The sequence below is a fragment of the Fortiea contorta PCC 7126 genome (assembly GCF_000332295.1).
GTDB lineage: Bacteria > Cyanobacteriota > Cyanobacteriia > Cyanobacteriales > Nostocaceae > Fortiea > Fortiea contorta.
This window is the reverse complement of record NZ_KB235930.1, coordinates 4,628,924-4,653,863: the sequence shown is the minus strand read 5'-3', so window position 1 is coordinate 4,653,863 and position 24,940 is coordinate 4,628,924. Positions and strand designations below refer to the sequence as shown.

The following is a 24,940-nucleotide window of genomic DNA, read 5'->3' as shown; positions in this document are numbered from 1 at the left end:
CTAAAAATAAGAAAATATACTTAGCACTTTTAACTTTTGAGAGTGTCAATTTGAGATTTTAGATTCTAGATTTGAGATGATTTGGTTGATGCTCCGCCCGCACTTAAGCGGAACCAAGCGAAAATCTCCAATCCAAAATTCCCAATCAATTGACTAGTATTGTGTCCCCAATCTCAACTACTCGATCAAAAATCAATGATGCGAATAAAATTGCGTATATGAAAGAGGCTGGCTGCTACGATGAAAGCACTAATGGGGTTGTGGTAATGGGTGAGCCTGAAAGCCAAACTCTACAGATACAGCAAGTTGTTTACCGCATTTTAGACGCCAATTTAGACCGTGCTCGTGAAGGCTTGCGAATTATTGAAGAATGGTGTCGTTTTGGTTTGAATAACGTGCATTTAGCTGGAGAATGCAAGCGCTTACGACAAGAGGTGGCTCAGTGGCACACCGCAGAGTTGAGAGCGGCGCGAGATACACTAAGTGATCCAGGCACCGATTTAACTCACCCTGGTGAAGAACAGCGTACCGGAATTAAATCGCTGTTGCAAGCTAACTTTTGTCGGGTGGAAGAAGCAATGCGCGTGCTGGAAGAATACAGCAAACTCCACAACCCAAATATGGGTAAAGAGTTTAAGCAGATGCGCTATCGAGTTTATACCCTAGAAAGTAATTTGATGGGCTATCAGCGCTATCAATTATTATGGCGATCGCGTTTATATCTTGTCACCTCAGTGTCAGATAATTTGTTAACAACTGTTGAGGCTGCGCTTAAAGGCGGTTTAACGATTTTGCAATATCGGGACAAAATCGGCGATGATACGGTGCGATTAGCAAATGCTACCAAACTACGGCAGCTATGCCACACTTACGGTGCGTTGTTCATCGTCAATGACCGTGTGGATTTAGCTTTGGCGGTAGATGCAGATGGGGTACATCTGGGACAGCAAGATCTGCCCATTTCTATTGCCCGACAGTTACTAGGTTCTCAGCGCTTGATAGGTGTTTCTACCACAAATCCAGAAGAAATGCAAGGGGCTATTGCTGGGGGCGCTGATTATATTGGCGTGGGGCCAGTATATGAAACGCCCACTAAAGCCGGTAAACCTGCTGCGGGACTGGAATATGTGAGCTATGCGGCGAAAAACTGTACCATTCCCTGGTTTGCAATTGGCGGTATAGATGCGAATAATGTTAATGATGTGATTGATGCTGGTGCACAGAGAGTGGCGGTAGTGCGATCGCTCATGCAAGCAGAACAGCCTACTTTGGTGACGCAATATTTCTTATCGCAGTTAAATCGGATCAAACCAGCATCTTAAATCAATTCCCAATTCACAGGCACAACTTTATGTCTGAGCAAATTACATTACAGGTAAATGGGGAAGCCCAAACCTGTTTATCTCCGCTTTTTTTACCCGATTTATTGCAACAATTGGGTTTTAATCCCCGGTTGGTGGCGGTCGAGTATAATGGGGAGATTTTGCATCGTCAATTTTGGACTCAAACAAATTTACAACCAGGCGATCGCTTAGAAGTTGTGACGATTGTCGGTGGTGGTTGAGGTTTTCTAGCAGCCATTGACTAACAACTCAGATTTATACAGCGATCGGTGTAAGGTTTTGCGGTTAGCAAATTCTCGACCTCTGCGACCAAGTTGCTCGCGTAGTTGCTGGTCTTGACACAAGCGATTGAAGGCTTGAAAAACTTCATAACCGGAATTGGGATTAACTAAAATCCCATTTTCTTCATGGCGAACTGCATCCAGAACATTTCCCTGACGAGAAGCAATGATCGGTTTACCAAAATAGCTAGCTTCCAAAAAAACGATCGCAAAACCTTCGATGTTTTTGGGTTGAGAATAAGATAAGGTCAGCATCGCAAACATGTCACAAGCGGCATAATACCCTGCTAATTCCTGTTCTGGTACACATCCAGCAAAATGCACTCGTTTGTCTACCCGCAAGCGCTGAGACTGGGCTTTGAGTTCGGTTTCACAAGGGCCTTGACCACAAATTATATAGTGAATGTCTACTCCTACATTCATCAACAAGGGTAGGTTATCAATGACGCGACTAAAGTTTTTGTTTTTGACTAAGCGCCCCACTGAGAGAATCACTATTGCGGTATTGGGAATGTGATGTTCTTGGCGCACCTGTTGACGTAAATTGTCTAAATGCTTTTGATTTGCGCCCACAGCAAATTTATCGGCTCTGACTACGGGGTTAATTACATGGGTCGGGGTATTTAAGCGCAAAGCTGCTCTGAGGTAGTCTTGAGTGAAGGAACTGTTACAAACAATGCCTTCGGCTCTGTTGAGTGTGAGTTTAAATAGCGATCGCCATACCGGATTGCGAAGAACACAAGGTAAATCACAGCCATGCAAGTATATAAAAAAGCGGATAGGCAGAAAATAACTCAATAATAATAGTGAAGGAAATTCGTAACCGTGCCCCCATTCTATGTAACGGTAGCGATAGCGGCAATAAAGTTTGATCCCTAAGACAAATGACCATACCAAATTAAATAGCGGCTGTAAAAATCGCCAGTTTTGCGGTCTTGGCCAGCGATGTACAGGAAACTTTTGCGCTTGATCAAATGTTTGATCGCCAGAGCAACTACCTGCTAAAACTATTATCCTTTCTGGATCTTGAAGACAGCGATTATAAATATATTCTCCGATAGCGGCCTGTTTGGGCAGAAAACTACGAGACATAACTAAAATATCTGGAAATGCAGTTTTGTCTCTAACTTTTGTCGCCAGTTGTGAAATATGTTCCATAATCAAATTGATAACTATACTTCTAACAATTTTTAATTGTTAATTTGTCAACTAGAGCGAGTAAATTAGTGTTGATTTGCTCCCTTTTAGCTTTTTTTCTTTTGTAACATGTATATTTTTCTCCTTGCAGACGCAGTAGAGCGTTTTGCTACTTGATGCTAATGGTACACTACTCTCCTTGACTCTGGAAGAGTAGAGTAGTAATTTCTTAATCTGAGAAAATTTTCCTTTATTCACCTGAATTATGCTATGTCCTCTCTAAGTGTCAACGACAAATTAACCTGACTGATACTAAGTAGTATATCAAACCTGCTTACTGAGATGGCTACATTTGAGATTGAGCCTAAATTACTGTAAATGATGAAATTGCTAGTTGATTAATTCCATATTTGATTTTCCCTGTTTTTGTCATCTGTGCCAACACCTGTGCTGGATAAATCTGCTATTTACCTGCTGCTCTCGACAATATTTTTGATTGGCTAGAGTTAATCGAGATTAGATATGTTATGAAATATAGTTTTTGCAGATATGTTTTGTCATCGTTTTTTGAGTGAATATTGTATATATTTTTTGGCAAATATTAAGATAAATGTATGTTTTTAACTAGTAATTTAGTTAAATTAATTTCTTGGTAGCAGTCTCTATTTGCCACTGAAAACTTGTTTTAGTTGCTCAGAAGTTACCAAAATTTAATAATAGTAGTTAAGTAAGATTCAATCGATGTAGTTACTATCAATAAATAGATTATCTCGAAGTCAGTAAACTTTTCTGCCAAAATGCCAAAAAACTAGACAATGGAAACTATCGCCACTAGTTAATCGCAGTTGTCAAATGCTAATCTTTTGGCGAAAAAACTTCATCGACAGATTATTAAGCAGCAGTTAGATAGCAATCAGCAATAGGACTGTAGGAACAGAGAATAGGTTTGAATTTCCCTTGGTGTTTATGTTTTTGCAGACCTTCAGGTTTGAATCTACCTAGCAACTGCTATGTGTCCAAATAATTAATTAATCCGAAAATTCCGACTATATCTGTAGATTTTCAGGTACGGTTATCTACTCAAGAAATCCCCCCTCCGCCTGCTGCCCAGAGAAGATAAGACGAGGTAGATTGAAGATGTAGCCGGAAACAGATGCATGTTACATAGAGCTACTGCCAATCAAAAACTCGCTTGCTTGTTACGGGCTGGCGTCATTGACTAAGCACAACACTCCTGACAGCATTAGGAGATATCATCACCAAAACCGTTTTTCAAGCGATTGTGTTATGCGTAAAAAACTACAACTAGCCATCAAACCGCTGTTAAAAACTTTCTTTGTCCTCAGCTTAGTGCTCACTTTGGCATTGAGTCACGCTGATGGAGCATTAGCCGCCCGCAGCGGTGGTAGAATCGGCGGTGGTTCCTTTAGAGTGCCTTCTAGCCGTACTTATACACCACGCACATATGCACCTCCAGGAGGTGGATACTATGCGCCTTATCCTAGTGGTGGTTTTGGGTTTCCGTTCTCGATACCTTTTTGGGGTATTGGGGGCGGATTTGGCGGTCTATTCACCATTTTAATTTTTATTGCGATCGCTAACTTTTTGCTGCAAACTTTTCGCCGCGTTAGCAGTGGTGACTCTGCAAATGACGTCGGTTACAGCAGCAACCCTGCTGTTTCTATTACCCGTTTGCAAGTAGGTTTGTTAGCTCAAGCTCGTGGTTTGCAACCTGAACTCAACCACATTGCAGAAACTGCTGACACCAATTCCCCACAAGGGAGAGCAGAAATTTTACAAGAAGCTAGTTTAGCTTTACTCCGTCACCCTGAGTATTGGGTATATGCAGGTGGTGGTACGCAACAAGCTAAATTGAACTCTGCAGAATCTCAATTCAACCGCCTATCATTAGCAGAACGCAGTAAATTCAGCGAAGAAACTCTGTCTAATGTCAATAATCAACTCAAAGCTGCTTTGGCTAAAGATGCGCTACCTGCTGTAGACAATCTCGATAACCCCACCCGTTTGTTCACTGAAGGGCCTGGAGAATACATTATCGTCACATTGTTAGCAGCTACCTTGGGTAAGGTAGACATGCCCAAGATTAACAGCGCTGATGACCTACGCCAAGTTCTGCGTCAAATTGGCGGATTACCTGGTGAGCAGTTACTAGCGATTGAGGTGCTTTGGACTCCTCAAGCTGAGGGTGATACTCTCACTAGTGATGATTTGCTTGCAGAATACCCTGATTTGAAGTTGGTCTAGCATTGCTTCAGGGCACAACTAACTTAGTTGTGCCCTAACAAAGGCAAAAGGACAACATGAATACTGTTGAGCGATCGCTAGAATGCTATAGGTAAGTATAAGCTCATGACCGAAACGACTACTGGGAGCAATAAATTATGACTCAAACCTTACGCAAACTAGTTACATTCGATGAATTCGTCGCCAAATACCCAGACCACACAGGAAAACGTTATGAACTACATGATGGAGTAATTGTTGAGATGGCACCACCAACAGGCGACCATGAAGAGGTCATTGGATTTTTGGCACTAGAAATATCTGTGGAAATGAAGAGATTGAAACTTCCCTACTTCATTCCCAAAACAGCGTTTGTCAAACCAATAGAAAGCGAATCAGCTTATTCACCGGATGTGCTGATATTAAATCGGCCTAATTTAGTCAATGAGCCTGTGTGGAAAAAAGAATCTACTGTCAGTCAAGCAGAGTCTATACCACTGGTGATTGAAGTAGTGAGCACAAACTGGCGCGATGATTATCTGACAAAAGTCGCTGCTTATGAAACAGTGGGCATCAGAGAATACTGGATTGTAGATTATGCTGCTTTAGGCGGTAGGCGGTTTATTGGCAATCCTAAACAACCCACTATCTCAGTTTATTCGTTAGTTGACGGGGAATATCAAGTCCAGCAGTTCCGAAACAGCGATCGCATCATCTCAACCATTTTCCCAGAATTGAATTTAACTGCCGAACAAATTTTTCAAGCTGGAGGTGTGTAAATCTAGCCACGCACAAGATTTACAAGCTGATTTCCTCTATTTTTTCTGAAAATGCATCGAGTGAAGGTATAGCGATCGCTTGCCTATGAATAGTCTTTAGCATATTTACGTCATTTATATTATTAATTTTTTCAACAATCGTATTTGGGATTTCCCCAAACCGCACTTCCAGAACTTCGATGATGCTTTCTCTTGCAGTCTCTACCTTACCTTCTTCTCTACCTTCTTCTTTCGCTAAACGTTCGATGCTGGTTACATAACGCATTCTACCTGCCTCCTCGTCGTTTCTTAATTCTGTTTTAAAGTTGTCGGCTAATTCCTTTGGTAAGAACATTATCCAGTCGATAAATCGAAATAAGCCAATTATTTGTTCGCGGTTATACCCTTTTTTAAACAACATTCTGACTAATCTCAGTTTCCAATCTAGCCTACTTTCGGGGTTTTGGTTTGTGGCTTTGGTGCGTAAATGTGCCATTACGACTATACCGAAAGGATTTGTAGTTTTCTCTAAAGTTTGCCATTGGGCTTCGTAATCTAATAATTTCACGATCGGAAACTCTAAACTGACGCTACATCCTCCTAGGGAATATTCGTATTTATTTGGTCGCCAATTTCTCTCTTCATCTGCAAGTACTGCTAGACTGATGACTCGTTTTTTGTGACGGTCGAATAAGCGATAGTTATAAATGTATATGCGAGTGGGAAAGTCTTTTTCATATTGACTTTGAACTTCGATGTGGATAAGAATCCAAGCTTCTTCTCCGTTTAGTAAATAAACTTTAGCGACTTTATCAACTAGGCGTTTGCCTATTTCTGCATCTGGTTCCAGTTGTTGCAGTTCAGTATCGAGGAATTCATAGGGTTTTGTCCAATCGATAACCGCGTATGCTGTGGGAAAGAAAAATTCTAAAAAATTAGGAAAGAAATCTTCAATAATTTCTTTCCAAGGGTTGTCATATTCTGTTCGTTGTTCGGACATTCGATTTTGGATTTTGTACGAATTTTTAATGATTCCCGAATTAACCCAATCGGTGGGGTTCTTAATAAAAACGGAGGGGTTGGTAACGGCGCGTTTCCATTAATTCCGAATTGACCCAATCGGTGGGGAGTTCGTCTAGCAACCCTTACTGGGTAAGGATTTCAGACGACAAATCGACACACCTCTGAAAATAATTGTAAATACCGCCGAAAAATTAAGCAAACACATACTTCAAACCCTTACGCAGCAAGCAATCGACACACCTCAACGAAAGAATAGGGGTTTGGGCGATTTGGTGAGGTGTGTAGATGGTGATGTTACAAAAACTTTTTTAATCAAAGCACTTGTGTTGTGAACCAAAGCACTTGTGTTGTGAACCAAAGTACTTGTGTTGTGAACTAAAGCACTTGTGTTGTGAACTAAAGCACTTGTGTTGTGAACCAAAGAACAGTAACCCTAAGTAATTGTACTCATTTTATTAGATGATAATTTTCTGGCCGATAAAAACTCAACCGGATTGTTTTATAATCTTTTAGGTTTACATTGATTTTCCTGTTTAGGAGACAAAAGCTTGATTTCATCAATTTTACTAACCGCCGCTGCAACCGTACCTGCAACACCTGTATGGAATCCCACTGTGGGGATTATTATCAGCGTTAGTAGCATCATATCTGTTTTATTGGCGCAGAAGATTAAGTATCCCTTGGTTGGGCCGAAATTGCCTATTCTCCCTATCAGTATTCCCGCTTTTGTGGGCGCGCTGGCGCTTGGTCATATTATCGGTATTGGTATTGTTCTCGGACTGACTAATATTGGTAGTATTTAGCTGAAATTTAGTTCTTTCTCTAGCAAAATCATTCTCAAATTTGCGTTTAATTAGTTGTGCTTAAATCACTCTGATTAGTATGGGAAAAAATAATCTTTCCTTTGAGGGAGGTTAAGAAGATCTCTTGTAACGGAGTATTTACATGATTAATCATCCTCACTGAGTTGGTTTGTTGTTGCAGGAGAAAGAACTATGATGTCGTCAATGTTATCAGTTGTGCAGGTCACAGTTCCTAATACTGGTACTACGTGGAATTGGATAGGAACACCAATTATTATTGGGAGTTGTTTATTAGCTTTAGTGATTGCTGGTTGGACGGTTCGCTATCCTCATGTGGGAAATAAAATGCCTTTACCTTTCCCTGGTTTGTTCAATCATCCTAGCGTCGCTACATTTTTGGCAGCAATGAGCTTTGGTCATATTATTGGTGTTGCTGCGGTTTTAGGTTTGAGCAATCTTGGTATTATTTAAGTGTGACTAAATCTCAGACTTCTAAAAGAAGTCTGGGAGCTATTTTTTAAAAAAGCCGACTCAAGAGGTTGCAGAATAAATAGATAATTTTATAGCATGTCCAGCGGAGCGGTTTGAGAATAAAAACAAAAATTATATTTTGAAATTTCTCTGCACTAGGTTGATAGCAGTAATAGAGAATCATGAATATTGGTAAAAAAATTGCGTAAATTAAAAAAGTCGGAAAGAGTGAGAGTTTTTTAGCTATTTTTCGAGATTGGATTTCTCGTTGCGGTAGGTTTTCTGTATCTATTTCGTCGAGGCTTTTGATATAAAAAGCTTGTAGAAGCATCCTGTTGATCTTGGTGGTTTAGTATTGCTGATGATCTTGCAGGAATTACCGTATCATAACTACAAGGTTAATAAAAGTTCAGAATATTACAAATAATTAACAATTTGTGTGAAATATCCAAAAATGCATTTGGAAATGTTGCATTGCAACTTGGTATGATCAACAAGTGTTGTATTCACTTGAGAAAAATCCTGAATTAAAACACTATGCTTGCTCTTGTTGAGTACAATCGAGAAATGTAATAATGGCTCAATTTATTGAGCGAGATGAAAATTTTGATTTTCCGGAAAGGTTAACTTGTCTATGTCTGTTCCAGAAAAAGACCTGGATTTTGAAAATTTACTAATTTATTTAAGACAAAGTAGAGGTTTTGATTTTGGCGGCTATAAGCGCTCAACTTTGATGCGTCGTGTACGCAAGCGGATGCAGTCATTTAATTTAGAGAATTTTGAAGATTACTTAGATTATTTAGAAGTTTATCCAGAAGAATTTAATTACTTGTTTAACACCATCCTGATCAACGTTACCAGTTTTTTTAGAGATGCAGCCGCTTGGGAAAACTTGATAGAACAAGTACTACCTAAAATAGTTAGTAATAAAGGTAATTCTGAGCAAATCCGGATTTGGAGTGCTGGTTGTGCTTCTGGAGAAGAGGCTTATACTTTAGCAATGGTCATGGCGGAATTATTGGGGCCAGAGCAATTCCGCCAACGGGTGAAGATTTACGCTACGGATGTGGATGAGGAAGCACTCAACCAAGCGCGGCAAGCTGTATATTCAAGTAAAGATGTGCAGTCGATTCCACTACAATTGCGAGAAAAATATTTTGATTTATTAGGAAATAATTATATTTTTTGCCAAGATTTACGCCGTGCGGTGATTTTTGGTCGCCATGATTTACTTCAAGATGCACCGATTTCTCGCTTAGATTTATTAGTGTGTCGTAATACATTAATGTATTTTAATTCTGAGACTCAAGGGCGGATTTTAATCCGGTTTCATTTTGCTCTGAATGACACAGGTTATCTGTTTTTGGGTAAAGCAGAAATGCTGTTGATGCATTCTAATTTGTTTACGCCGGTGGATTTAAAAAACAGGATATTTAATAGAATATCTACCTTGAATATGCGTGTTGATTCACAGCGGCTTGTAGCTAAACAACGCTTTTTAGGTATGACTAATTCAGAAGAGGATGAATCTAATAACCGTCTCTCGCGGTATGTGAGGCTGAGAGAAATAGCTTTTGATTTGGCGTCAATTGCTCAAGTTATTGTTGACGTTAATGGTTCTTTAGTGTTAATCAATGAGCAAGCGCGGAGTGTGTTTGGTCTATCACCTAGGGATTTAGCTCGTCCCTTCCAAGATTTAGAGCTTTCTTATCGACCAATAGAATTGCGATCGCTCATTGAAAGAGCGTATAGTGAACGTCGTACGATTACGTTGACGAATGTAGAGCGTTATTTACCCAATGCAGAAATGCAATATCTTGATGTGCGGATTACACCTCTGCAAGATATTGATAGTAATTTCCTCGGGGTAAGTATTACTTTCCATGATGTTACTCGTTATATTCAACTCCAAGATGCGCTCCAGCGTTCTCGTCAGGATTTAGAGACAACGAATGAAGAACTACAGTCTACTAATGAAGAATTGGAGACGACTAACGCTGAATTGCAGTCTACTAATGAAGAATTGGAGACAACCAACGAAGAATTGCAGTCTACCAACGAAGAATTGGAGACGATGAATGAAGAATTGCATTCTACTAATGAGGAATTACAAACAATTAATCATGAATTGAATCAGCGTACCACGGAACTGAATCGCACTAATGTTTTTCTGGTTTCTATTCTCAGAAGTCTGCAAACGGGAATAGTTGTGCTTGACAACAGCTTTAACATTTTTATTTGGAATTATGTTGTTGAGGATTTGTGGGGATTACGGACTGATGAGGTGATGGGACAGTCTTTGTTTAGTTTAGATATTGGTTTACCTGTTGAGCAACTGCGATCGCCTATTCGTGAGGTTCTTTCTGGGAAAAAGCATTTTCAAGAAATGATTCTTGATGCTACTAACCGTCGCGGTAGAAAAATTAAATGTTATCTGGCGATTACTCCTCTGAGCAGCACAGATATAGAAGGGGCTATTTTAATGATGGCAGATATAGACAGAGTTAATAGTATGATTTCTGTGCAAGAAATTGAAGAACGGCGACAGCAACAGCAGTGAAGTCTGAAGTCTGAAGTCTGAAGTCTGAAGTCTGAAGTCTGAAGTATCAAGTATGAAGTCTATAGGAATCCGATTTGATGTTTTCAAAAATCTAAGTATGTGTAGGGTGTGTTATGCCGTAGGCTAACGCACCAGATTTAGGTTTTGGTGCGTTAAACTTCGTTATAATGCAGCCTACGTATTTTTCAAAAATTAAATATGGACTCGTATGGTATTATGTTATCGAGTAAAACTGAGAGAAATGACCGATTTTAAACAAAAATAAATATTGTTGAAGAAATAAAAACATCCATGTTCTATCCAGTGCAATCTGATGAACAAGTTAATTTTCGCAACGACGAAATTAATGCTGGTTGTGGGTATATTGTTATGCAATATGCCGTATATAACAAAGGTTTTAGCCCAAAATCAATTACCTAATTCTTCTCAAAAACCTCAGAAAAAACCAGATTCTCGGCCACTAAATAAAACTAGGCTGGTTTTTGTCTGGCCAAAAACACCGCCTAATTTAAGTGGAATATCAGGGCGGTTTGCGGGAAATGCTAGTCGTCAAGATTTTTGTGCTTTTAATGTTAAACTGCCACTAACTGCAGTGGCGCCTGTTCAAAATCAGAATGTAACAATTCAACAAAAAGCTCAACCAAATGAGATACGGTGGGGGTTGACGACTGTGTAACGTCCAACTTTTTGGTTTTTCGTTCCTTACACGGAAGATATGGCAAATTTGCAAGCGGAATTTGTGCTTCAAGATGACAAAGAGAACGATGTCTACAGAAGTGCGATCGCATTGCCACCAAAACCCGGTATCATCAGTGTGTCTATCCCTGCGACTATCGCACCTCTGCGGCTAGATAAAACCTATCGCTGGGACTTCAAAATTGCTTGTAATCAGCCAGCAACAGGGAGTGTTGCGAAAAACAGCACAGTTCCTATTAAAGTTGACGGATACATTCAACGCATCAATCCTCATCCAAAAGGTCAAGACAGCTATTTATGCAGGGGCGGGTATTTGGTATGATTCGCTAACGCTGTTAGCTCAACTCCGCCTTGCTAGTCCAAAGGATGTAAATTTAGCTACTGATTGGCAAACGCTTTTAGCATCAGTGAAATTGTCGCCCATCTCTACTGTGCCTTTGCTAAATTAACTCCGGCTTCTAAGTACATAAGTAGCCATAAATAAATATATGTATTTGAATTTGCCTCGAAATCAGGTAAATGGTTTGATGTCTGAGTTCATTGTCGTTGGTTTGCTGCTGATTGCTTTACCTGTCTTAGCGCAAACATCCCCCATTCTTTCTGCTGACAAACCTAATCCTAACAGCGATCGCTTTCCGCAACCATTACCTTCTCCTCAACCCCTCCCCCCCAAAGAATCGCCCATTCTCCCCACTCCACCTAGTTCTACACCAACATTCAAGGAGCTTGGGTAGTGCGATCGCAATTCAACTTTGGTTTAGATGTACTCGATGCAACAATTAATCCTGAGTTTACAGCACTCGATGCGACAATTAGATCAGAATTTACACCAGATGGGCGATTCTTCAGTTGGTCAGGACAAATCCAGCGAGTGCAACGCCTAGACAGAGATAACTTATTGATTGCACAAGCAGAAATACAACTTACCCCCGATAGTTTGCTACCATCTCAACAATTCGTCATTGGTGGTGGACAATCCTTGCGGGGTTATCGCCAAAACGCGCGTTCTGGAGACAATGGTTTTCGCCTCTCCTTAGAAAACCGCATCGCCATTCAGCGAAACGAAACAGGCGAACCGAACCTACAACTAGCACCATTTCTAGATATGGGTGCAGTGCGGAATAAATCTAACAACCCACCATCATTCACCAAAACGGCGACACCATTAATATACAAGGTGGCACCCAGACAGGGGCAAACTTATTTCACAGCTTCGAGCAATTCGGAGTCAATCAAAATCAAACCGCTAACTTTATCTCCAACCCCAGCATTCAAAACATTTTAGGACGAGTCACCGGTGGAGATGCTTCCCTGATCAACGGCTTAATTCAAGTCACAGGCGGTAATTCTAATTTATATCTAATGAATCCCGCCGGCATTATTTTCGGTGCAGGTGCGAGTTTAAATGTCCCAGCAGCCTTTACAGCCACCACAGCTAACGGGATTGGATTTGGGGATAAATGGTTTAACGCTGTGGGTACGAATAATTATGCCAGTTTATTAAACAACCCCAACGGATTCGCATTTACCCAAGCCGGGACAATTTTCAATGCAGGAAATTTAGCGGTTGGTGCTGGACAAAATTTAACCTTGTTAGGCGGAACAGTCATCAACACAGGCACAATTTCTGCCCCAGGAGGCAATATTACCATTGCAGCCATCCCAGGAGAGCAGTTAGTCCGCATTACTCCCGAAGGAAGTTTGTTGAGTTTGGCTTTACCTGTGGAGACAAAAGCCGCAATTAATTCACCCGCGTTGACACCATTGTCGTTACCGCAACTATTAACAGGGGGTAACGTTGGGGGAGCGACTGGTGTGACAGTGGAAAATGGAGTAGTAAAACTTACAGGTGCTGGCGTGACGATTCCCGACACACCAGGGGTTGCAGTTGTTGCTCACCAAGTGAATGTGTCTGGTGCAACTGGTGGGCGGCGTATTTCGAGCTACAGGCTCCTCTGATTTTAGATATCAGCAACTGCTTTGACAGTTATTCTCCCACATTTCCAGAGTTTGGAGAAATAGCAAAATAGTGCGAGGCTGCGAGCATACGTGTCAACTTAACGTAAAGTCCATGTCCCGCAAGGAAATTCATTTCCTTGCTCATAGCCTAAGTCATCTAAAAATGACTAAATATGCCCAAAAATCCTGAATTGACACCAATGGACAGTACCGTGTCCCTACGAGAAATCTATCTGTATCAACTTTTTCGTGAATTGGTATGACAATCAATATCGCGATTTTCATGGGGGCACATCCGGCATGAAAGCCGAGGTAAACTGTTGGGACTGACTGTTTTACGATATGTTGTCCTATGGCAGATTTTTTATTAGAAGTTGGTACAGAAGAACTACCTGCAAGCTTTGTGAGTGATGCGATCGCCCAGTGGTCAACCCGCATTCCCCAAAGTCTCGACGCCCAAAATCTCACCAGCGCTGGGGTGAAGGTTTACGGTACTCCTAGGCGTCTAGCGGTGCTGATTACAGGACTACCAGCCCAGCAACCAGACAGAGAAGAAGAAATTAAAGGCCCTCCCGCCCAAGCTGCTTTTAAAGACGGGAAACCGACACCAGCAGCTGCGGGTTTTGCGAAAAAGCAAGGTGTGGAACTAACAGCCTTACAAGTTCGCCCCACAGATAAAGGGGAATTTGTGTTTATTAACAAAAGCATTCCCGGACGCCCAGTAGCGGAAATTCTCACCGAACTAGTTCCCCAATGGATTTGGGGTCTGGAAGGTAAACGGTTGATGCGCTGGGGTGATGGGGATGTGAGGTTTTCCCGCCCGATTCGCTGGTTGGTGGCTTTGTTAGATGAGGTGATATTGCCGATAGAATTGGTAAATGGTTCTAAGGTTGTCAAGAGTTCACGCCTTTCTCACGGTCATCGAGTTTTGCATCCAGAACTGGTGACAATTTCCCAGGCTAATGATTACGTAACCACACTCCGCTCTGCTTACGTGATTGTTGATGCTGAAGAACGAGCAAAAATTATTCAAGAACAAGTCCTCGCATCTGTACAAAAGTTAAATGGTCACGCCGAAATCTACCCATATTTGTTAACGGAAGTGACTAACTTAGTAGAATGGCCTTCGCCAGTGGTCGGTAAATTTGCAGATGAATTTTTGAATTTACCTACAGAAGTAATCACCACCGTTATGGTCAGTCACCAGCGTTATTTTCCTGTATTCAAAACTGCAAATAACAAGGAACTACTCCCTAATTTTATCACCATTGCTAATAGTGACACGAGCAAAGCAGATATCGTGGCTGTTGGTAATGAAAGAGTGATCCGAGCAAGGTTAGCCGATGGACAGTTTTTCTATAATACCGATTTAGCAAAACCCCTAGAAAGCTTTTTGCCGCAGTTAGAAAAAGTCACCTTCCAAGAAGACTTAGGTTCACTGCGTCTCAAGGTAGAGCGAATTGTGAAAACTGCCGCACAAATTGCCAATCAACTACAACTAACAGACAATCAACAGCAAAATATCCAAAAAGCCGCTTTATTGTGTAAAGCTGATTTAGTAACCCAAATGGTCTATGAATTTCCCGAACTCCAGGGAATTATGGGTGAAAAATATGCATTGGCTAGCGGTGAATCAGCAGCAGTAGCCACAGCGATTTTTGAACATTATTTACCACGGGGAGCCGATGATATTTTACCCCAAACACTTGCAGGTCAAATCGTAGCTTTGGCTGATAAATTAGACACCCTCGTGAGTATCTTTGGGTTAGGTTTAATTCCCTCCGGTTCTTCTGATCCTTTTGCTTTACGTCGAGCAGCCAACGCTGTAGTCAACATTGTTTGGTTTGGGAATTTATCAATTAATTTAGCTCAATTGTTAGAGCAAATTACTACAGATTTTGTTGCCGCTTATCATAAAGAACAGCAAACATTAATTACCGCTTTGCGAGACTTTTTTCTGCAACGCATCCGCACCTTATTACAAGAAGAAAAACAAATAGATTATGACCTAGTTAATGCTGTTTTGGGAGAGAATGATCCGGAGTATGCAGAACGAGCTTTAAAAGATTTATTAGATGTGCGCGATCGCGCTTTATATCTGCAAGAAATTCGCAATAATGGCACTTTAGATGACATCTATGAAACCGTCAATCGTTCCACAAGATTAGCCGCCCAAGGCGATTTAGATACACAAAAACTCGAACCCACAAACTTAGTTCAAAAAGAACTATTTCAAAAAGCTTCCGAAGCTGCTTTTTATCAGGCCTTAGTCGAATTAGTGCCGCAAACACAAGCAGCCCAGGAAACCAGAAACTATCAACTGTTAGTAGCAGCGCTAAGAAAAATTACCTCCACAGTTAGTAACTTTTTTGACGGAGAAGACAGTGTTTTAGTAATGGACTCCGACCCGCAAATCAAGCGTAATCGGTTACATTTATTGGGATTATTGCGGAATCATGCCCGTGTTTTAGCTGACTTTGGAGCGATCGTCAAAAATTTGTAGCCTAGGTCAACAAAAGGAGGTGTAATTTCAGCCAATAAACGATACTATAAGGTGTGCTTAACCAGGGACCTCTGCTACACACAGTCTATGCTCAGAGCTTCAGTTATTGGATTGGGAAAGTCCGGTATTGCGGCGGCGAGATTGTTGAAACAGGAAGGCTGGGAGGTAGAGCTATGCGATCGCAACTCCTCCCCTACCCTCCTTCAACAACAACAAGAACTCGCTACCGAGCAAATCACCGTTAAACTAGGGAATTCCCTAGCATTCAGTGATGATAATTTACCCCAACTCATAGTAGTCAGTCCCGGCGTGCCTTGGGATATTCCCTCACTTCTCAAGGCACGAGAATTAGGCATCGAAACCATCGGCGAAATGGAACTCGCTTGGCGACATTTACAATCCCTCCCCTGGGTGGGAATTACTGGTACAAACGGCAAAACCACTACCACCGCCCTGATCGCTGCCATATTTCAAGCAGCTGGATTGAACGCCCCAGCCTGCGGTAACATTGGCTACGCCGCCTGTGAAGTCGCCCTGTCTCAGAAAAACAGCGATAATTCCCCAACCATAGACTGGGTAATTGCCGAAATCAGTAGCTATCAAATCGAGTCATCATCCACACTCACTCCCCACATCGGTGTCTGGACAACCTTCACCCCAGATCATCTCAGTCGCCATCAAACTTTAGATAACTACTACAACATCAAAGCTAAATTATTGCGTCAGTCCCAGTTGCAAATATTTAATGGGGATGATGCTCACCTGGGCAAAGTCGGCTTAAGTCATTGGCCTGATGCCTATTGGACAAGTGTCAAGGGACAAGAATATTTAATTGGCGCAAAAGGTTTTTATATAGAAAGTGGTTGGGTTGTGGAAAAATTAACCGCAACATCTACACCAACACCTATCGTGGAAGTATCGGTTTTGCGGATGGTGGGAGAACACAACCAGCAGAATCTGCTCATGGCTGTAGCAGCGGCGCGGTTAGCAGGAATCTCCACCGATGCTATTGAACGGGGAGTGCGAGAATTTCCCGGCGTTCCCCATCGCTTAGAACACATCTGCACTTGGGAAGGAATTGACTTTATTAACGACAGCAAAGCCACTAACTACGATGCAGCGGAAGTTGGTTTAGCATCGGTGAAAAGTCCAGCAATTTTGATCGCCGGTGGTGAAGCTAAAGCAGGTGATGATACAGGCTGGCTAGCCAAAATTCACTCCTCAGCCGCCGCTGTGTTATTAATTGGTGCTGCTGCTGATGCATTTGCCCAACGCTTGCAAGCAGTGGGATATACTAATTACGAAATTGTGGAAACAATGGCAAAAGCCATTCCTAGGTCAGCAGAATTAGCCAAACAGCATCAAGCAGCCGTAGTTTTGCTCTCCCCTGCGTGTGCCAGTTTTGATCAATATCCCAACTTTGAAGTACGGGGCGATGATTTTCGAGAAATTTGCTTGCAGTGGGTAGCAAATCAGCATTAACCTGCTGTGTCACTATTCTGAAACTAGATAATTAATGGACGTTGCTGATTGTAAATATGAATTTGTCTCACGCATAGACGCAAAGCGGCTTCCCGCAGGGTAGGCGCAAAGGCGCAAAGGTACAAAGAAAAAGAAAGGTATTGAGAAATTTTATCACATTCGCGTGCTTGGTAGGCGAAATTAATCCAGGTAATCTAAAATACCTCTACTTCTGGGAGCAAGCAAATGACATCAGACGATCGCTATACACTCAGTACTGGGGAATTAGGCGCCTATCGGCTCTCAATTCTCAATCACATCCACAAACCTTATACCGAATTTCTTTTCCGGCGAGTGGGACTAGAATCAGGAATGGTAGTAGCAGACATCGGCTGTGGTACAGGAAACGTCTCTCACTGGCTAGCCCAAGCGGTAGGAATCAATGGCGCAGTTTTTGGTGTAGACATCAGCGCCGCACAACTAGAACAGGCAAAATTGAATGCAGATATTCAAGGTTTAAGCAATATAAAATTTGTCGAAGGTAGCGCCTATGAACCGGGATTACCTCAAAATTCCTTTGACGTAGTTTATTGCCGTTTTCTGCTCTCTCATCTCACCAAACCCACCCACGCACTCAAAAAAATGCTGGAGTTAGTCAAGCCTGGGGGCATACTAGTTTGTGAAGAAGTGGATATTAGTTGTAGTTTCTGCGATCCTCCTTCTCCTGCGTATGATCGTTGTATAGAGCTTTTCTTAGCAATTAGTGATCTGCGTGGTCAACATTTTCGCCTAGGCGCTAGTTTATATCGCTGTTTCTCAGATATCGGCTTGGCAGCGCCAGAAGTTTGTATGATTCAATCAGTGATATCCCGCGGAGAGGGTAAGCACATAGTTGATTTGTCTTTGCGAGAGGGTGCGGCTGCTTTGATTGCGGCTGAATTGACAACGCAAGCAGAAATTGACCAGATGCTAATTCAACTGAGGGCGTTAGCTGATGACGACACCACAGCGTTTGGTATATTCCGCGTCACACAAGCTTGGGCGCGCAACCTGAAACCTTTGTAGAGCCGTAGCAATACTACGTGTTGAGATTAACTAAGTGTTGATTCTGAGGCGATCGCTTCCCAAGGTGAGCAAAAATAATAATTGCTCTCCTATATCTCTATTTATAGCTGTCACCAAGTAGTTTAAGACATCAAGTGACTTGATGATGAATTACTACCAGGGGACATCTGTACCAAAATTCCATGCAACAACTCAAAAATCAGTTTAGCCATCTCACAGCGATTGAAAGAAATTATCTATCGTTTCCAGCCAAATTTCTTCTCAATCAAAATCTGCTGCGTGGCAAAATATTAGACTTTGGTTGCGGCTTTGGTCAAGATGTAAAATTATTACAACAAAAAGGTTATGACATTACAGGCTACGACCCACATTATTTTCCCCAATATCCCCATGAGCAATTTGACACGATAATTTGTTTCTATGTTTTAAATGTTTTATTTCCTGAAGAACAAGCCCATATCCTCATGGCAATATCACGCTTATTAAAACCAGGCGGTAAAGCTTATTATGCTGTGAGAAGAGATGTTAGCAAAGAAGGTTTTAGAGAGCATTACGTCCATAAAAAACCCACCTATCAATGCATCGTTAAACTTCCTTTTACTTCAATTCTCGCCGATGAAAATCGGGAAATTTATGAATATACCCATTATAACTATCAGAAAAATTCTCCTAATTATTGTATATTCTGCAATCCCCATAAACATCTGCAACTTTTAACCGAATCAGCAACAGCTTATGCCATTTTTGATGGTTATCCTCTTAATAAAGGACATATTTTAGTAATTCCTAAACGACACGTTAGCAATTATTTCGAGTTATCGTTTAAAGAACAATCTGCTTGCTGGTTTATGGTGAATAAAGTCCAAGAAATTCTGACAACAGAATTTCAACCTGATGGTTTTAATGTCGGTATGAACATTAATCGAGCCGCAGGTCAAAATATTATGCACACCAGTATCCATATCATCCCTCGTTACAAAGGTGATACTGTTGGCAAAAGTGGGATCAGGAGCGTAATTCCCAAAAGCTAACTCAGTTATCTGGTGTATGGGGAATGGGGAATAGAGCAGTGACTAATCTCCAATCGCCCCGACTTTGTGTGAATAGTTGAAGCCGGTACCTTCACAATCCCCATAAAGTCTTAAAATATTGTTAATTTCCGCCGAACTCCTCGACCTAGATCACACAAGTAACACCCCAGAAGCATTATGGCAATAGGTTACGTCGCGCTTGTACTTCATGCACATTTACCCTTCGTTCGTCACCCAGAAAGTGATTATGTGCTGGAGGAAGAATGGCTTTATGAAGCCATTACCGAAACGTACATTCCCTTGTTGAAAGTATTTGCAGGCTTAAAGCGAGACGGCGTTGACTTTAAAATCACGATGAGCATGACACCACCTCTAGTGTCAATGCTCCGTGACCCTTTATTGCAAGAACGCTATGACGCACACCTAGCCCAATTAGAAGAACTTATAGAACTGGAAGCAGAGCGTAATGTCCACAATGGACATATTCGTTATTTGGCTGAACATTATGCCACTGAGTTTAACGAAGCGCGCCAGATATGGGAACACTACAAAGGTGATTTGGTAACAGCCTTTAAGCAATATCAAGATACCAATAACTTAGAAATTATTACTTGTGGCGCGACTCACGGCTATCTACCATTGATGAAAATGTATCCACAAGCAGTGTGGGCACAAATTCAAGTAGCCTGTGAACACTATCAAGAAACCTTTGGTCAAGCTCCTAGAGGAATTTGGTTGCCTGAGTGCGCTTATTATGAAGGCGTAGAGCGGATGTTGGCTGATGCTGGCTTGCGCTACTTCCTGACTGACGGACATGGTATTCTTTATGCTCGTCCCCGTCCGCGATTTGGCACTTATTCGCCAATTTTTACAGAAACTGGTGTCGCAGCTTTCGGTCGAGATCATGAATCTTCTCAACAGGTATGGTCTTCGGAGGTGGGCTATCCTGGTGCTGCAGAATACCGCGAGTTTTATAAAGATTTGGGCTGGGAGGCTGAATATGAGTATATTAAGCCATACATCATGCCAAATGGTCAGCGTAAAAATACAGGGATTAAGTATCATAAAATTACAGGGCGCGGCTTAGGTCTTTCTGATAAAGCACTGTATGACCCTTATTGGGCAAAGGAAAAAGCCGCTGAACACGCTGCTAATTTTATGTATAATCGGGAACGACAAGCAGAGCATCTGCATGGAATTATGCAGCGTCCACCGATTATTGTCTCACCCTATGATGCCGAGTTATTCGGGCATTGGTGGTATGAGGGCCCTTGGTTCATTGATTACCTCTTCCGCAAGTCCTGGTATGACCAAGGAACTTATGCGATGACTCACTTAGCAGATTACTTGAGAGCGCATCCAAATCAGCAAGTTTGTCGTCCCTCACAATCGAGTTGGGGTTTCAAAGGGTTCCATGAATATTGGTTAAACGAAACAAATGCTTGGATTTATCCACATTTGCACAAAGCTGCTGAACGGATGATTGAAATTTCCCACTTGGAACCTGAAGATGATTTGCAGTGGAAAGCGCTCAACCAAGCTGCTAGAGAACTGCTACTAGCGCAATCTTCCGACTGGGCGTTTATTATGCGGACAGGAACAATGGTTCCCTATGCAGTTAGAAGGACGCGATCGCACTTAATGCGCTTCAATAAGCTGTATGAAGACGTTAAAATCGGCAAGGTCGATAGTGGTTGGCTCGAAAAAGTGGAATTGATGGATAATATTTTCCCCAACATCAACTATCGAGTTTACCGTCCTTTATAAGTTACTGCGCTGACGAGGGGAAGACCCGCTTGATTGTTCCTTGTCAGCACGGGTGGTGAAGTCTGTTGCGTCAGTTCTAAAAACAAAAAACCGTAGTTGGCTACTACGGTTTAATTCAATAAACTGAACTCTAACTGAGTACAAAAACAGAGAAGTGTCACTTTCTTAGGCTCTTTGACGGTCTGCAATCTCTCTTTGAGACTACAGTTTAGTGATTCTGAGCAGATTAGTCATTACTTACTTAGGTAAATGAGTTTAGTCAATTATTTATCTTGACGCACCGTGAAATTATCTTTTGATGGTAAAGATGAAGCAGTTATCTCAATTCATAACCACGTATAAACACTGTGATTTTTTCACGCTCAGATACTCAGCAATGATTTTGTACTGATGAGAAATTAGAATAATCACAAACTAGCTAAAAAAAATTCAGTAACAAATAAAAAAGACAGGCAAAATAAGCCTGTCTGAAAATAGATGATTTAGCAAAGAATTTAGAAATTCATTTCTGCAGCTTGGACTTTCTCAACCTGCTTCTTCTTCAATACCAGCAGTACTTGAGCAGTCATTACCAGCGCGATGAAGGCAATCAGCCATTGAATTCTGCTAGCATCTTGTAGAACGATTTCTCCATCATGTTGACCGAATCCGCCAACGTTGGGATTGCTGGTCAAAGCGTCGCCCGCTTTCACTGCTTGTCCTTCAGAAACAATCAGTTCTGGGCCCAAGGGAACGGTGTCAGTAACTACCTCTCCAGACTCACTCTGAATACTCAGTAAATACTTGACGTTACCGTCTTCGTCTTCTTCTTTGGCAATTTTGCTAATTGTGCCGGTAGCAGAAGCGTTATAAACCGAGTTGTTGCTCTTTTCACCAGTGGGGTAAACTTGTCCGCGGCCTCGGTTTCCACCGACGTGAACTGAATATTTACCAAAGTGGATATTCTTGTCAGTTGCGGGGTTGGGAGAAAGTACTGGGAAGACAATTTCTTGATATTGCTCACCGGGTAGAGGTCCGATGATGACAATATTTTCTTTGTCGTCGCTGTATGGTTGATAAAATAATCCCTCAGTTTCTTCTTTTAACTCCTCAGTTAAACGTTCTTCGGGAGCAATTTTGAACCCTTCGGGTAGCATTAATACAGCACCGACGTTTAAGCCTACTTTAGAACCATCAGCACCTACTTGTTGCAGGCTGGTGTCGTAGGGAATCTTGACAGCAACTTTAAATACCTGATCGGGTAGTACTGACTGGGGAACTTCAACTTCCGTAGGCTTGGCTGCTAGGTGACAGTTAGCACAAACAATCCGCCCTGTTGGTTCGCGGGGGGTTTCCGGATAGGTTTGCTGTGCCCAAAAGGGGTAAGCAGCAGCAGCTTGGGGATGGGCTAGATCGCTGGTGAAGAAAAAGGTCACGGTGGCGATCGCTATGAGCAATGTTTTTACTATTGCTCTGGCGCTGCGAGTTATCCTCGCCGTTGTAAAAGCATTTCTCATCTCAATAAGGACAATGGTTCGGTGATGAATTGGTTATCGGTCATTCGTTAACTGTTAACAGTTAACTGATTAAGCCCACCAAGCTGCTTCGCCGGTGCGGAAGTCGGTTTCAGTCCAAGGGGTTAAAACCACTGCATCGTCTTCAACTTTGGTATGTGCCAGAGCTAATGAAAGTGGTGCTGGGCCGCGTACCACCTTACCTGTTGCATCATACTGGGAACCGTGGCAAGGACATTTAAATTTGTTCTCAGCCACGTTCCAGGGGACTACACAACCTAGGTGGGTACAAATAGCATTAATGCCGTAATCACCGATCGCTTCTTTGCTTTCTACAACTAAATAAGTCGGGTCGCCTTTTAGTCCTTGAACTAGGGCGCGATCGCCTACATTATGGCTGTCTAGAAATTTAGCGGCACTAACATTGTTGCCCAGCTCATCTTTTGCCGTTGTCCCGCCGCCACTGCCACCAGTCGCAGGTGGAATAAAGTATTTAACAACGGGATACAATGCTCCCAGAGCCACTCCAGTGATCGTCCCAAAAGTGAGCAGATTCATGAATTGACGACGCCCCATATCGGGTACGTCTGCTGATTCAGAAAATTGAGCCATAATCTACGCGCTCTTTGTGTATTTTGTTAAGCATTTTGACAAGAGCACTAGTACTTAAGTAACTCCCGTCTGAGTCGAAATGCTAACGCCTACAACGATGCCATACTTCTGTGTTCCAAGATATTTCTAGCATCTTTTCTGTTAGCATTACATTTCTTTATATCCTTATCATACTTGAGTTACGGAACTTAACATCATAACTAAATGTAAAAATCTCAATGAAACAAGCTATGACAGGACAGGAATTACGTCAAATGTTGGTTGACAAGTGGGGACACTCTTATGATGTCCAGTTCCGGCGATCGCAAGGCAAGATATTTCTCCAAGTCATGTGGAAGTATTTAGAGCAAGCCTCTTTCCCCATGAGTGAGGACGAGTATCAAGCCCATCTGGACACTATTGCTAATTATCTTCATGCTTTGGGTGGCACAACGCAAGTGCAAAGATTTATTACACAAACCCGCGAGCGTCCCCGACTGGGCAAAGCTGTCAGTATTCCTCTCGATTTGGGTGAACGCACCTCGGAGTGGATATTATGATTGATGGGAATGGTGCTTTTCTATAAAATCCTTTTGCCTAAAGGCACTGCTCTATCTGGTTGAATTAAAACCACATCACCGTCATCTAAAACCACACCTAAAACTAAAACCTCTGACATAAAATCGGCAATTTGTCGAGGCGGAAAATTGATAACAGCTAATATTAATTTATCTAATAAATCCTCGTGCTGATAAAGCTTGGTAATTTGGGCACTAGATTTTTTCACACCCAAATCACCAAAATCTATCCATAGCTTATAAGCAGGTTTTTTTGCTTTAGTAAACTCTTCTACTTGGATAATTTTACCAACACGAATTTCGACTTTTTCAAAATCTTCGTAGCTAATTTGTGACATTCATTTCTACGGAATAAATACTCGACCAACTCCTACACAAGTTTCGGGATACATGATAATTTCGACAAGACGAGCCGCACACTGTTCTCGATATTCGCGGTTACTAAGCCTATCTACTCTCCCAATCGTTACTACAGGAAACGATGTAGGCGCATTTTCTTCTCGAATTGTCTGCTCTAGAGAATCTCTGCCTTTCATCTTCCGATTAGCAGTTAAAAGAATCATTTGACTCTGTTGAGCAAATCGCCAAACTACTCGGTCACTGCTATCAACTGCTAGCCCAACTTCTTCTAGCAACACAAAACGGATTGACAACAAATCAAGCCATCCCCCATTTGCCAAAGCTCCTTGTAATAGAATAATGTAGCCCTCCAAATGGTGGTCAACCAAAACGATCATGGAGCTAGCCCTAGTTTTGTTTTCCAAGCTTGAAGCTTGGCATGAATTTCTTCCTGTCCAGGTTTGGGAGATATCTTGGCAATTTTTGCTAACCGTTCACGATTCTTTTGGTTCCAATAATCTTGGATTTCCTGCGCTGTTTGCAAAACGGTTTGATACTCAGTTTCTACCTCGTCACGGTGGGTTTCGATGTAGGAGAGTGCTACTTCAAGTTGTCCTTCTGTTAAAGGCAACCAATCTCGGATGAGTTTTGGCGACCATCCTGATTCAAGATAATCTATCACATCATAGAGGGTAATGCGTGTAGGAGCGATCGTCAGTCCGCGTTCTGTACGAATGATAGCTGCTTGTCCATTTGATGCTGAAGTCATACCTTTACTCCTGGCAATCCAATTCGATAAAATCCTACACAAAAAGTGAGGTGTCAGAATATCCAGAA

The 24,940-nt window shown here is 41.9% G+C and carries 23 protein-coding genes and 2 pseudogenes; 18 read left to right on the top strand and 7 right to left on the bottom strand.

Annotated elements, in window-relative coordinates; translation table 11 throughout:
* The first annotated feature begins 218 nt into the window (after positions 1-218).
* Together MIC7126_RS0121670 and thiS are read left to right on the top strand one after the other, a co-directional pair.
* Complete coding sequence (locus tag MIC7126_RS0121670) at positions 219-1,322, top strand: thiamine phosphate synthase (protein ID WP_017655255.1); 1,104 nt, start codon at positions 219-221, stop codon at positions 1,320-1,322.
* Between the two features lie 29 nt (positions 1,323-1,351).
* Positions 1,352-1,564 carry a sulfur carrier protein ThiS gene (gene thiS / locus MIC7126_RS0121665; protein ID WP_017655254.1) on the top strand — a complete coding sequence of 71 codons (213 nt, stop codon included), beginning with the start codon at positions 1,352-1,354 and terminating at the stop codon, positions 1,562-1,564.
* A gap of 6 nt (positions 1,565-1,570) precedes the next feature.
* Here the strand turns inward: thiS and MIC7126_RS0121660 are convergent, their stop codons facing one another.
* Complete coding sequence (locus tag MIC7126_RS0121660) at positions 1,571-2,782, bottom strand: glycosyltransferase family 4 protein (protein WP_017655253.1); 1,212 nt, start codon at positions 2,780-2,782, stop codon at positions 1,571-1,573.
* 1,266 nt (positions 2,783-4,048) lie between these two features.
* On the opposite strand from MIC7126_RS0121660, the gene MIC7126_RS0121655 reads away from it, so the two are divergent.
* Positions 4,049-5,026: a DUF1517 domain-containing protein gene (locus tag MIC7126_RS0121655; protein ID WP_017655252.1), complete on the top strand. Its 978-nt coding sequence runs from the start codon at positions 4,049-4,051 to the stop codon at positions 5,024-5,026.
* A 137-nt stretch (positions 5,027-5,163) separates the two neighbouring features.
* Entirely contained in the window at positions 5,164-5,784 is a 621-nt protein-coding gene (locus MIC7126_RS0121650) for a Uma2 family endonuclease (RefSeq protein ID WP_017655251.1), read from the top strand.
* A gap of 19 nt (positions 5,785-5,803) precedes the next feature.
* Here the strand turns inward: MIC7126_RS0121650 and MIC7126_RS0121645 are convergent, their stop codons facing one another.
* A complete protein-coding gene (locus MIC7126_RS0121645; protein WP_017655250.1) occupies positions 5,804-6,763 on the bottom strand; it encodes an RpnC/YadD family protein in 960 nt (319 codons plus the stop codon).
* 571 nt (positions 6,764-7,334) lie between these two features.
* Here MIC7126_RS0121645 and psaK (MIC7126_RS0121640) point away from each other — a divergent pair.
* The 13 genes and pseudogenes from psaK (MIC7126_RS0121640) to MIC7126_RS0121575 all read left to right on the top strand — a co-directional run bounded on the left by psaK (MIC7126_RS0121640) (position 7,335) and on the right by MIC7126_RS0121575 (position 21,102).
* Positions 7,335-7,589, top strand: a complete 255-nt coding sequence (gene psaK / locus MIC7126_RS0121640) for a photosystem I reaction center subunit PsaK (protein ID WP_017655249.1) — start codon at positions 7,335-7,337, stop codon at positions 7,587-7,589.
* 195 nt (positions 7,590-7,784) lie between these two features.
* On the top strand, positions 7,785-8,060 hold the full coding sequence (gene psaK / locus MIC7126_RS0121635) for a photosystem I reaction center subunit PsaK (protein WP_238553707.1): 276 nt from the start codon (positions 7,785-7,787) through the stop codon (positions 8,058-8,060).
* Between the two features lie 634 nt (positions 8,061-8,694).
* Complete coding sequence (locus tag MIC7126_RS0121625; RefSeq protein WP_017655246.1) at positions 8,695-10,620, top strand: CheR family methyltransferase; 1,926 nt, start codon at positions 8,695-8,697, stop codon at positions 10,618-10,620.
* A 376-nt stretch (positions 10,621-10,996) separates the two neighbouring features.
* The gene (locus tag MIC7126_RS32065) at positions 10,997-11,296 is read left to right on the top strand and encodes a hypothetical protein (RefSeq protein WP_017655245.1); all 300 of its coding nucleotides are present in this window, start codon (positions 10,997-10,999) and stop codon (positions 11,294-11,296) included.
* Between the two features lie 39 nt (positions 11,297-11,335).
* Positions 11,336-11,765 (top strand): annotated as a pseudogene (locus MIC7126_RS32060) (DUF928 domain-containing protein).
* A 78-nt stretch (positions 11,766-11,843) separates the two neighbouring features.
* Positions 11,844-12,050: a hypothetical protein gene (locus MIC7126_RS0121610; RefSeq protein WP_154655947.1), complete on the top strand. Its 207-nt coding sequence runs from the start codon at positions 11,844-11,846 to the stop codon at positions 12,048-12,050.
* Positions 12,029-12,454 (top strand): annotated as a pseudogene (locus MIC7126_RS0121605) (ShlB/FhaC/HecB family hemolysin secretion/activation protein); the annotation flags it as partial. The gene MIC7126_RS0121610 and the pseudogene MIC7126_RS0121605, both read left to right, overlap by 22 nt.
* A gap of 2 nt (positions 12,455-12,456) precedes the next feature.
* The gene (locus MIC7126_RS0121600) at positions 12,457-13,275 is read left to right on the top strand and encodes a two-partner secretion domain-containing protein (protein WP_081603060.1); all 819 of its coding nucleotides are present in this window, start codon (positions 12,457-12,459) and stop codon (positions 13,273-13,275) included.
* Between the two features lie 352 nt (positions 13,276-13,627).
* Positions 13,628-15,778 carry a glycine--tRNA ligase subunit beta gene (gene glyS, locus MIC7126_RS0121595; protein WP_017655241.1) on the top strand — a complete coding sequence of 717 codons (2,151 nt, stop codon included), beginning with the start codon at positions 13,628-13,630 and terminating at the stop codon, positions 15,776-15,778.
* 87 nt (positions 15,779-15,865) lie between these two features.
* Positions 15,866-17,260 carry a UDP-N-acetylmuramoyl-L-alanine--D-glutamate ligase gene (gene murD / locus MIC7126_RS0121590; protein ID WP_017655240.1) on the top strand — a complete coding sequence of 465 codons (1,395 nt, stop codon included), beginning with the start codon at positions 15,866-15,868 and terminating at the stop codon, positions 17,258-17,260.
* Positions 17,261-17,485: 225 nt separating this feature from the next.
* Positions 17,486-18,304 carry a class I SAM-dependent methyltransferase gene (locus tag MIC7126_RS0121585; protein ID WP_017655239.1) on the top strand — a complete coding sequence of 273 codons (819 nt, stop codon included), beginning with the start codon at positions 17,486-17,488 and terminating at the stop codon, positions 18,302-18,304.
* A gap of 182 nt (positions 18,305-18,486) precedes the next feature.
* Positions 18,487-19,335 (top strand): HIT family protein, encoded by an 849-nt coding sequence (locus MIC7126_RS0121580; RefSeq protein ID WP_017655238.1) that lies wholly within the window; start codon positions 18,487-18,489, stop codon positions 19,333-19,335.
* Between the two features lie 177 nt (positions 19,336-19,512).
* Positions 19,513-21,102 carry a glycoside hydrolase family 57 protein gene (locus tag MIC7126_RS0121575; RefSeq protein ID WP_017655237.1) on the top strand — a complete coding sequence of 530 codons (1,590 nt, stop codon included), beginning with the start codon at positions 19,513-19,515 and terminating at the stop codon, positions 21,100-21,102.
* A 494-nt stretch (positions 21,103-21,596) separates the two neighbouring features.
* On the opposite strand, the gene petA is transcribed toward MIC7126_RS0121575, so the two are convergent.
* Both petA and petC read right to left on the bottom strand, forming a co-directional pair.
* The gene (petA, locus tag MIC7126_RS0121570) at positions 21,597-22,598 is read right to left on the bottom strand and encodes a cytochrome f (protein ID WP_017655236.1); all 1,002 of its coding nucleotides are present in this window, start codon (positions 22,596-22,598) and stop codon (positions 21,597-21,599) included.
* 69 nt (positions 22,599-22,667) lie between these two features.
* On the bottom strand, positions 22,668-23,207 hold the full coding sequence (gene petC, locus MIC7126_RS0121565; protein WP_017655235.1) for a cytochrome b6-f complex iron-sulfur subunit: 540 nt from the start codon (positions 23,205-23,207) through the stop codon (positions 22,668-22,670).
* Between the two features lie 230 nt (positions 23,208-23,437).
* Here petC and MIC7126_RS0121560 point away from each other — a divergent pair, with 230 nt between their 5' ends.
* Entirely contained in the window at positions 23,438-23,746 is a 309-nt protein-coding gene (locus tag MIC7126_RS0121560) for a DUF3067 family protein (protein ID WP_026100446.1), read from the top strand.
* Between the two features lie 20 nt (positions 23,747-23,766).
* Here MIC7126_RS0121560 and MIC7126_RS0121555 read toward each other — a convergent pair whose 3' ends face one another.
* Genes MIC7126_RS0121555 through MIC7126_RS0121545 form a run of 3 tightly spaced genes read right to left on the bottom strand, consistent with a single transcriptional unit; the run spans position 23,767 to position 24,872 of the window.
* The gene (locus MIC7126_RS0121555; RefSeq protein WP_017655233.1) at positions 23,767-24,102 is read right to left on the bottom strand and encodes a tRNA-binding protein; all 336 of its coding nucleotides are present in this window, start codon (positions 24,100-24,102) and stop codon (positions 23,767-23,769) included.
* Positions 24,103-24,108: 6 nt separating this feature from the next.
* Positions 24,109-24,501, bottom strand: a complete 393-nt coding sequence (locus MIC7126_RS0121550) for a hypothetical protein (protein ID WP_017655232.1) — start codon at positions 24,499-24,501, stop codon at positions 24,109-24,111.
* Positions 24,498-24,872 carry a DUF433 domain-containing protein gene (locus tag MIC7126_RS0121545; protein WP_017655231.1) on the bottom strand — a complete coding sequence of 125 codons (375 nt, stop codon included), beginning with the start codon at positions 24,870-24,872 and terminating at the stop codon, positions 24,498-24,500. The genes MIC7126_RS0121550 and MIC7126_RS0121545 overlap by 4 nt, the downstream gene beginning before the upstream one ends.
* Between the last annotated feature and the right edge of the window lie 68 nt (positions 24,873-24,940).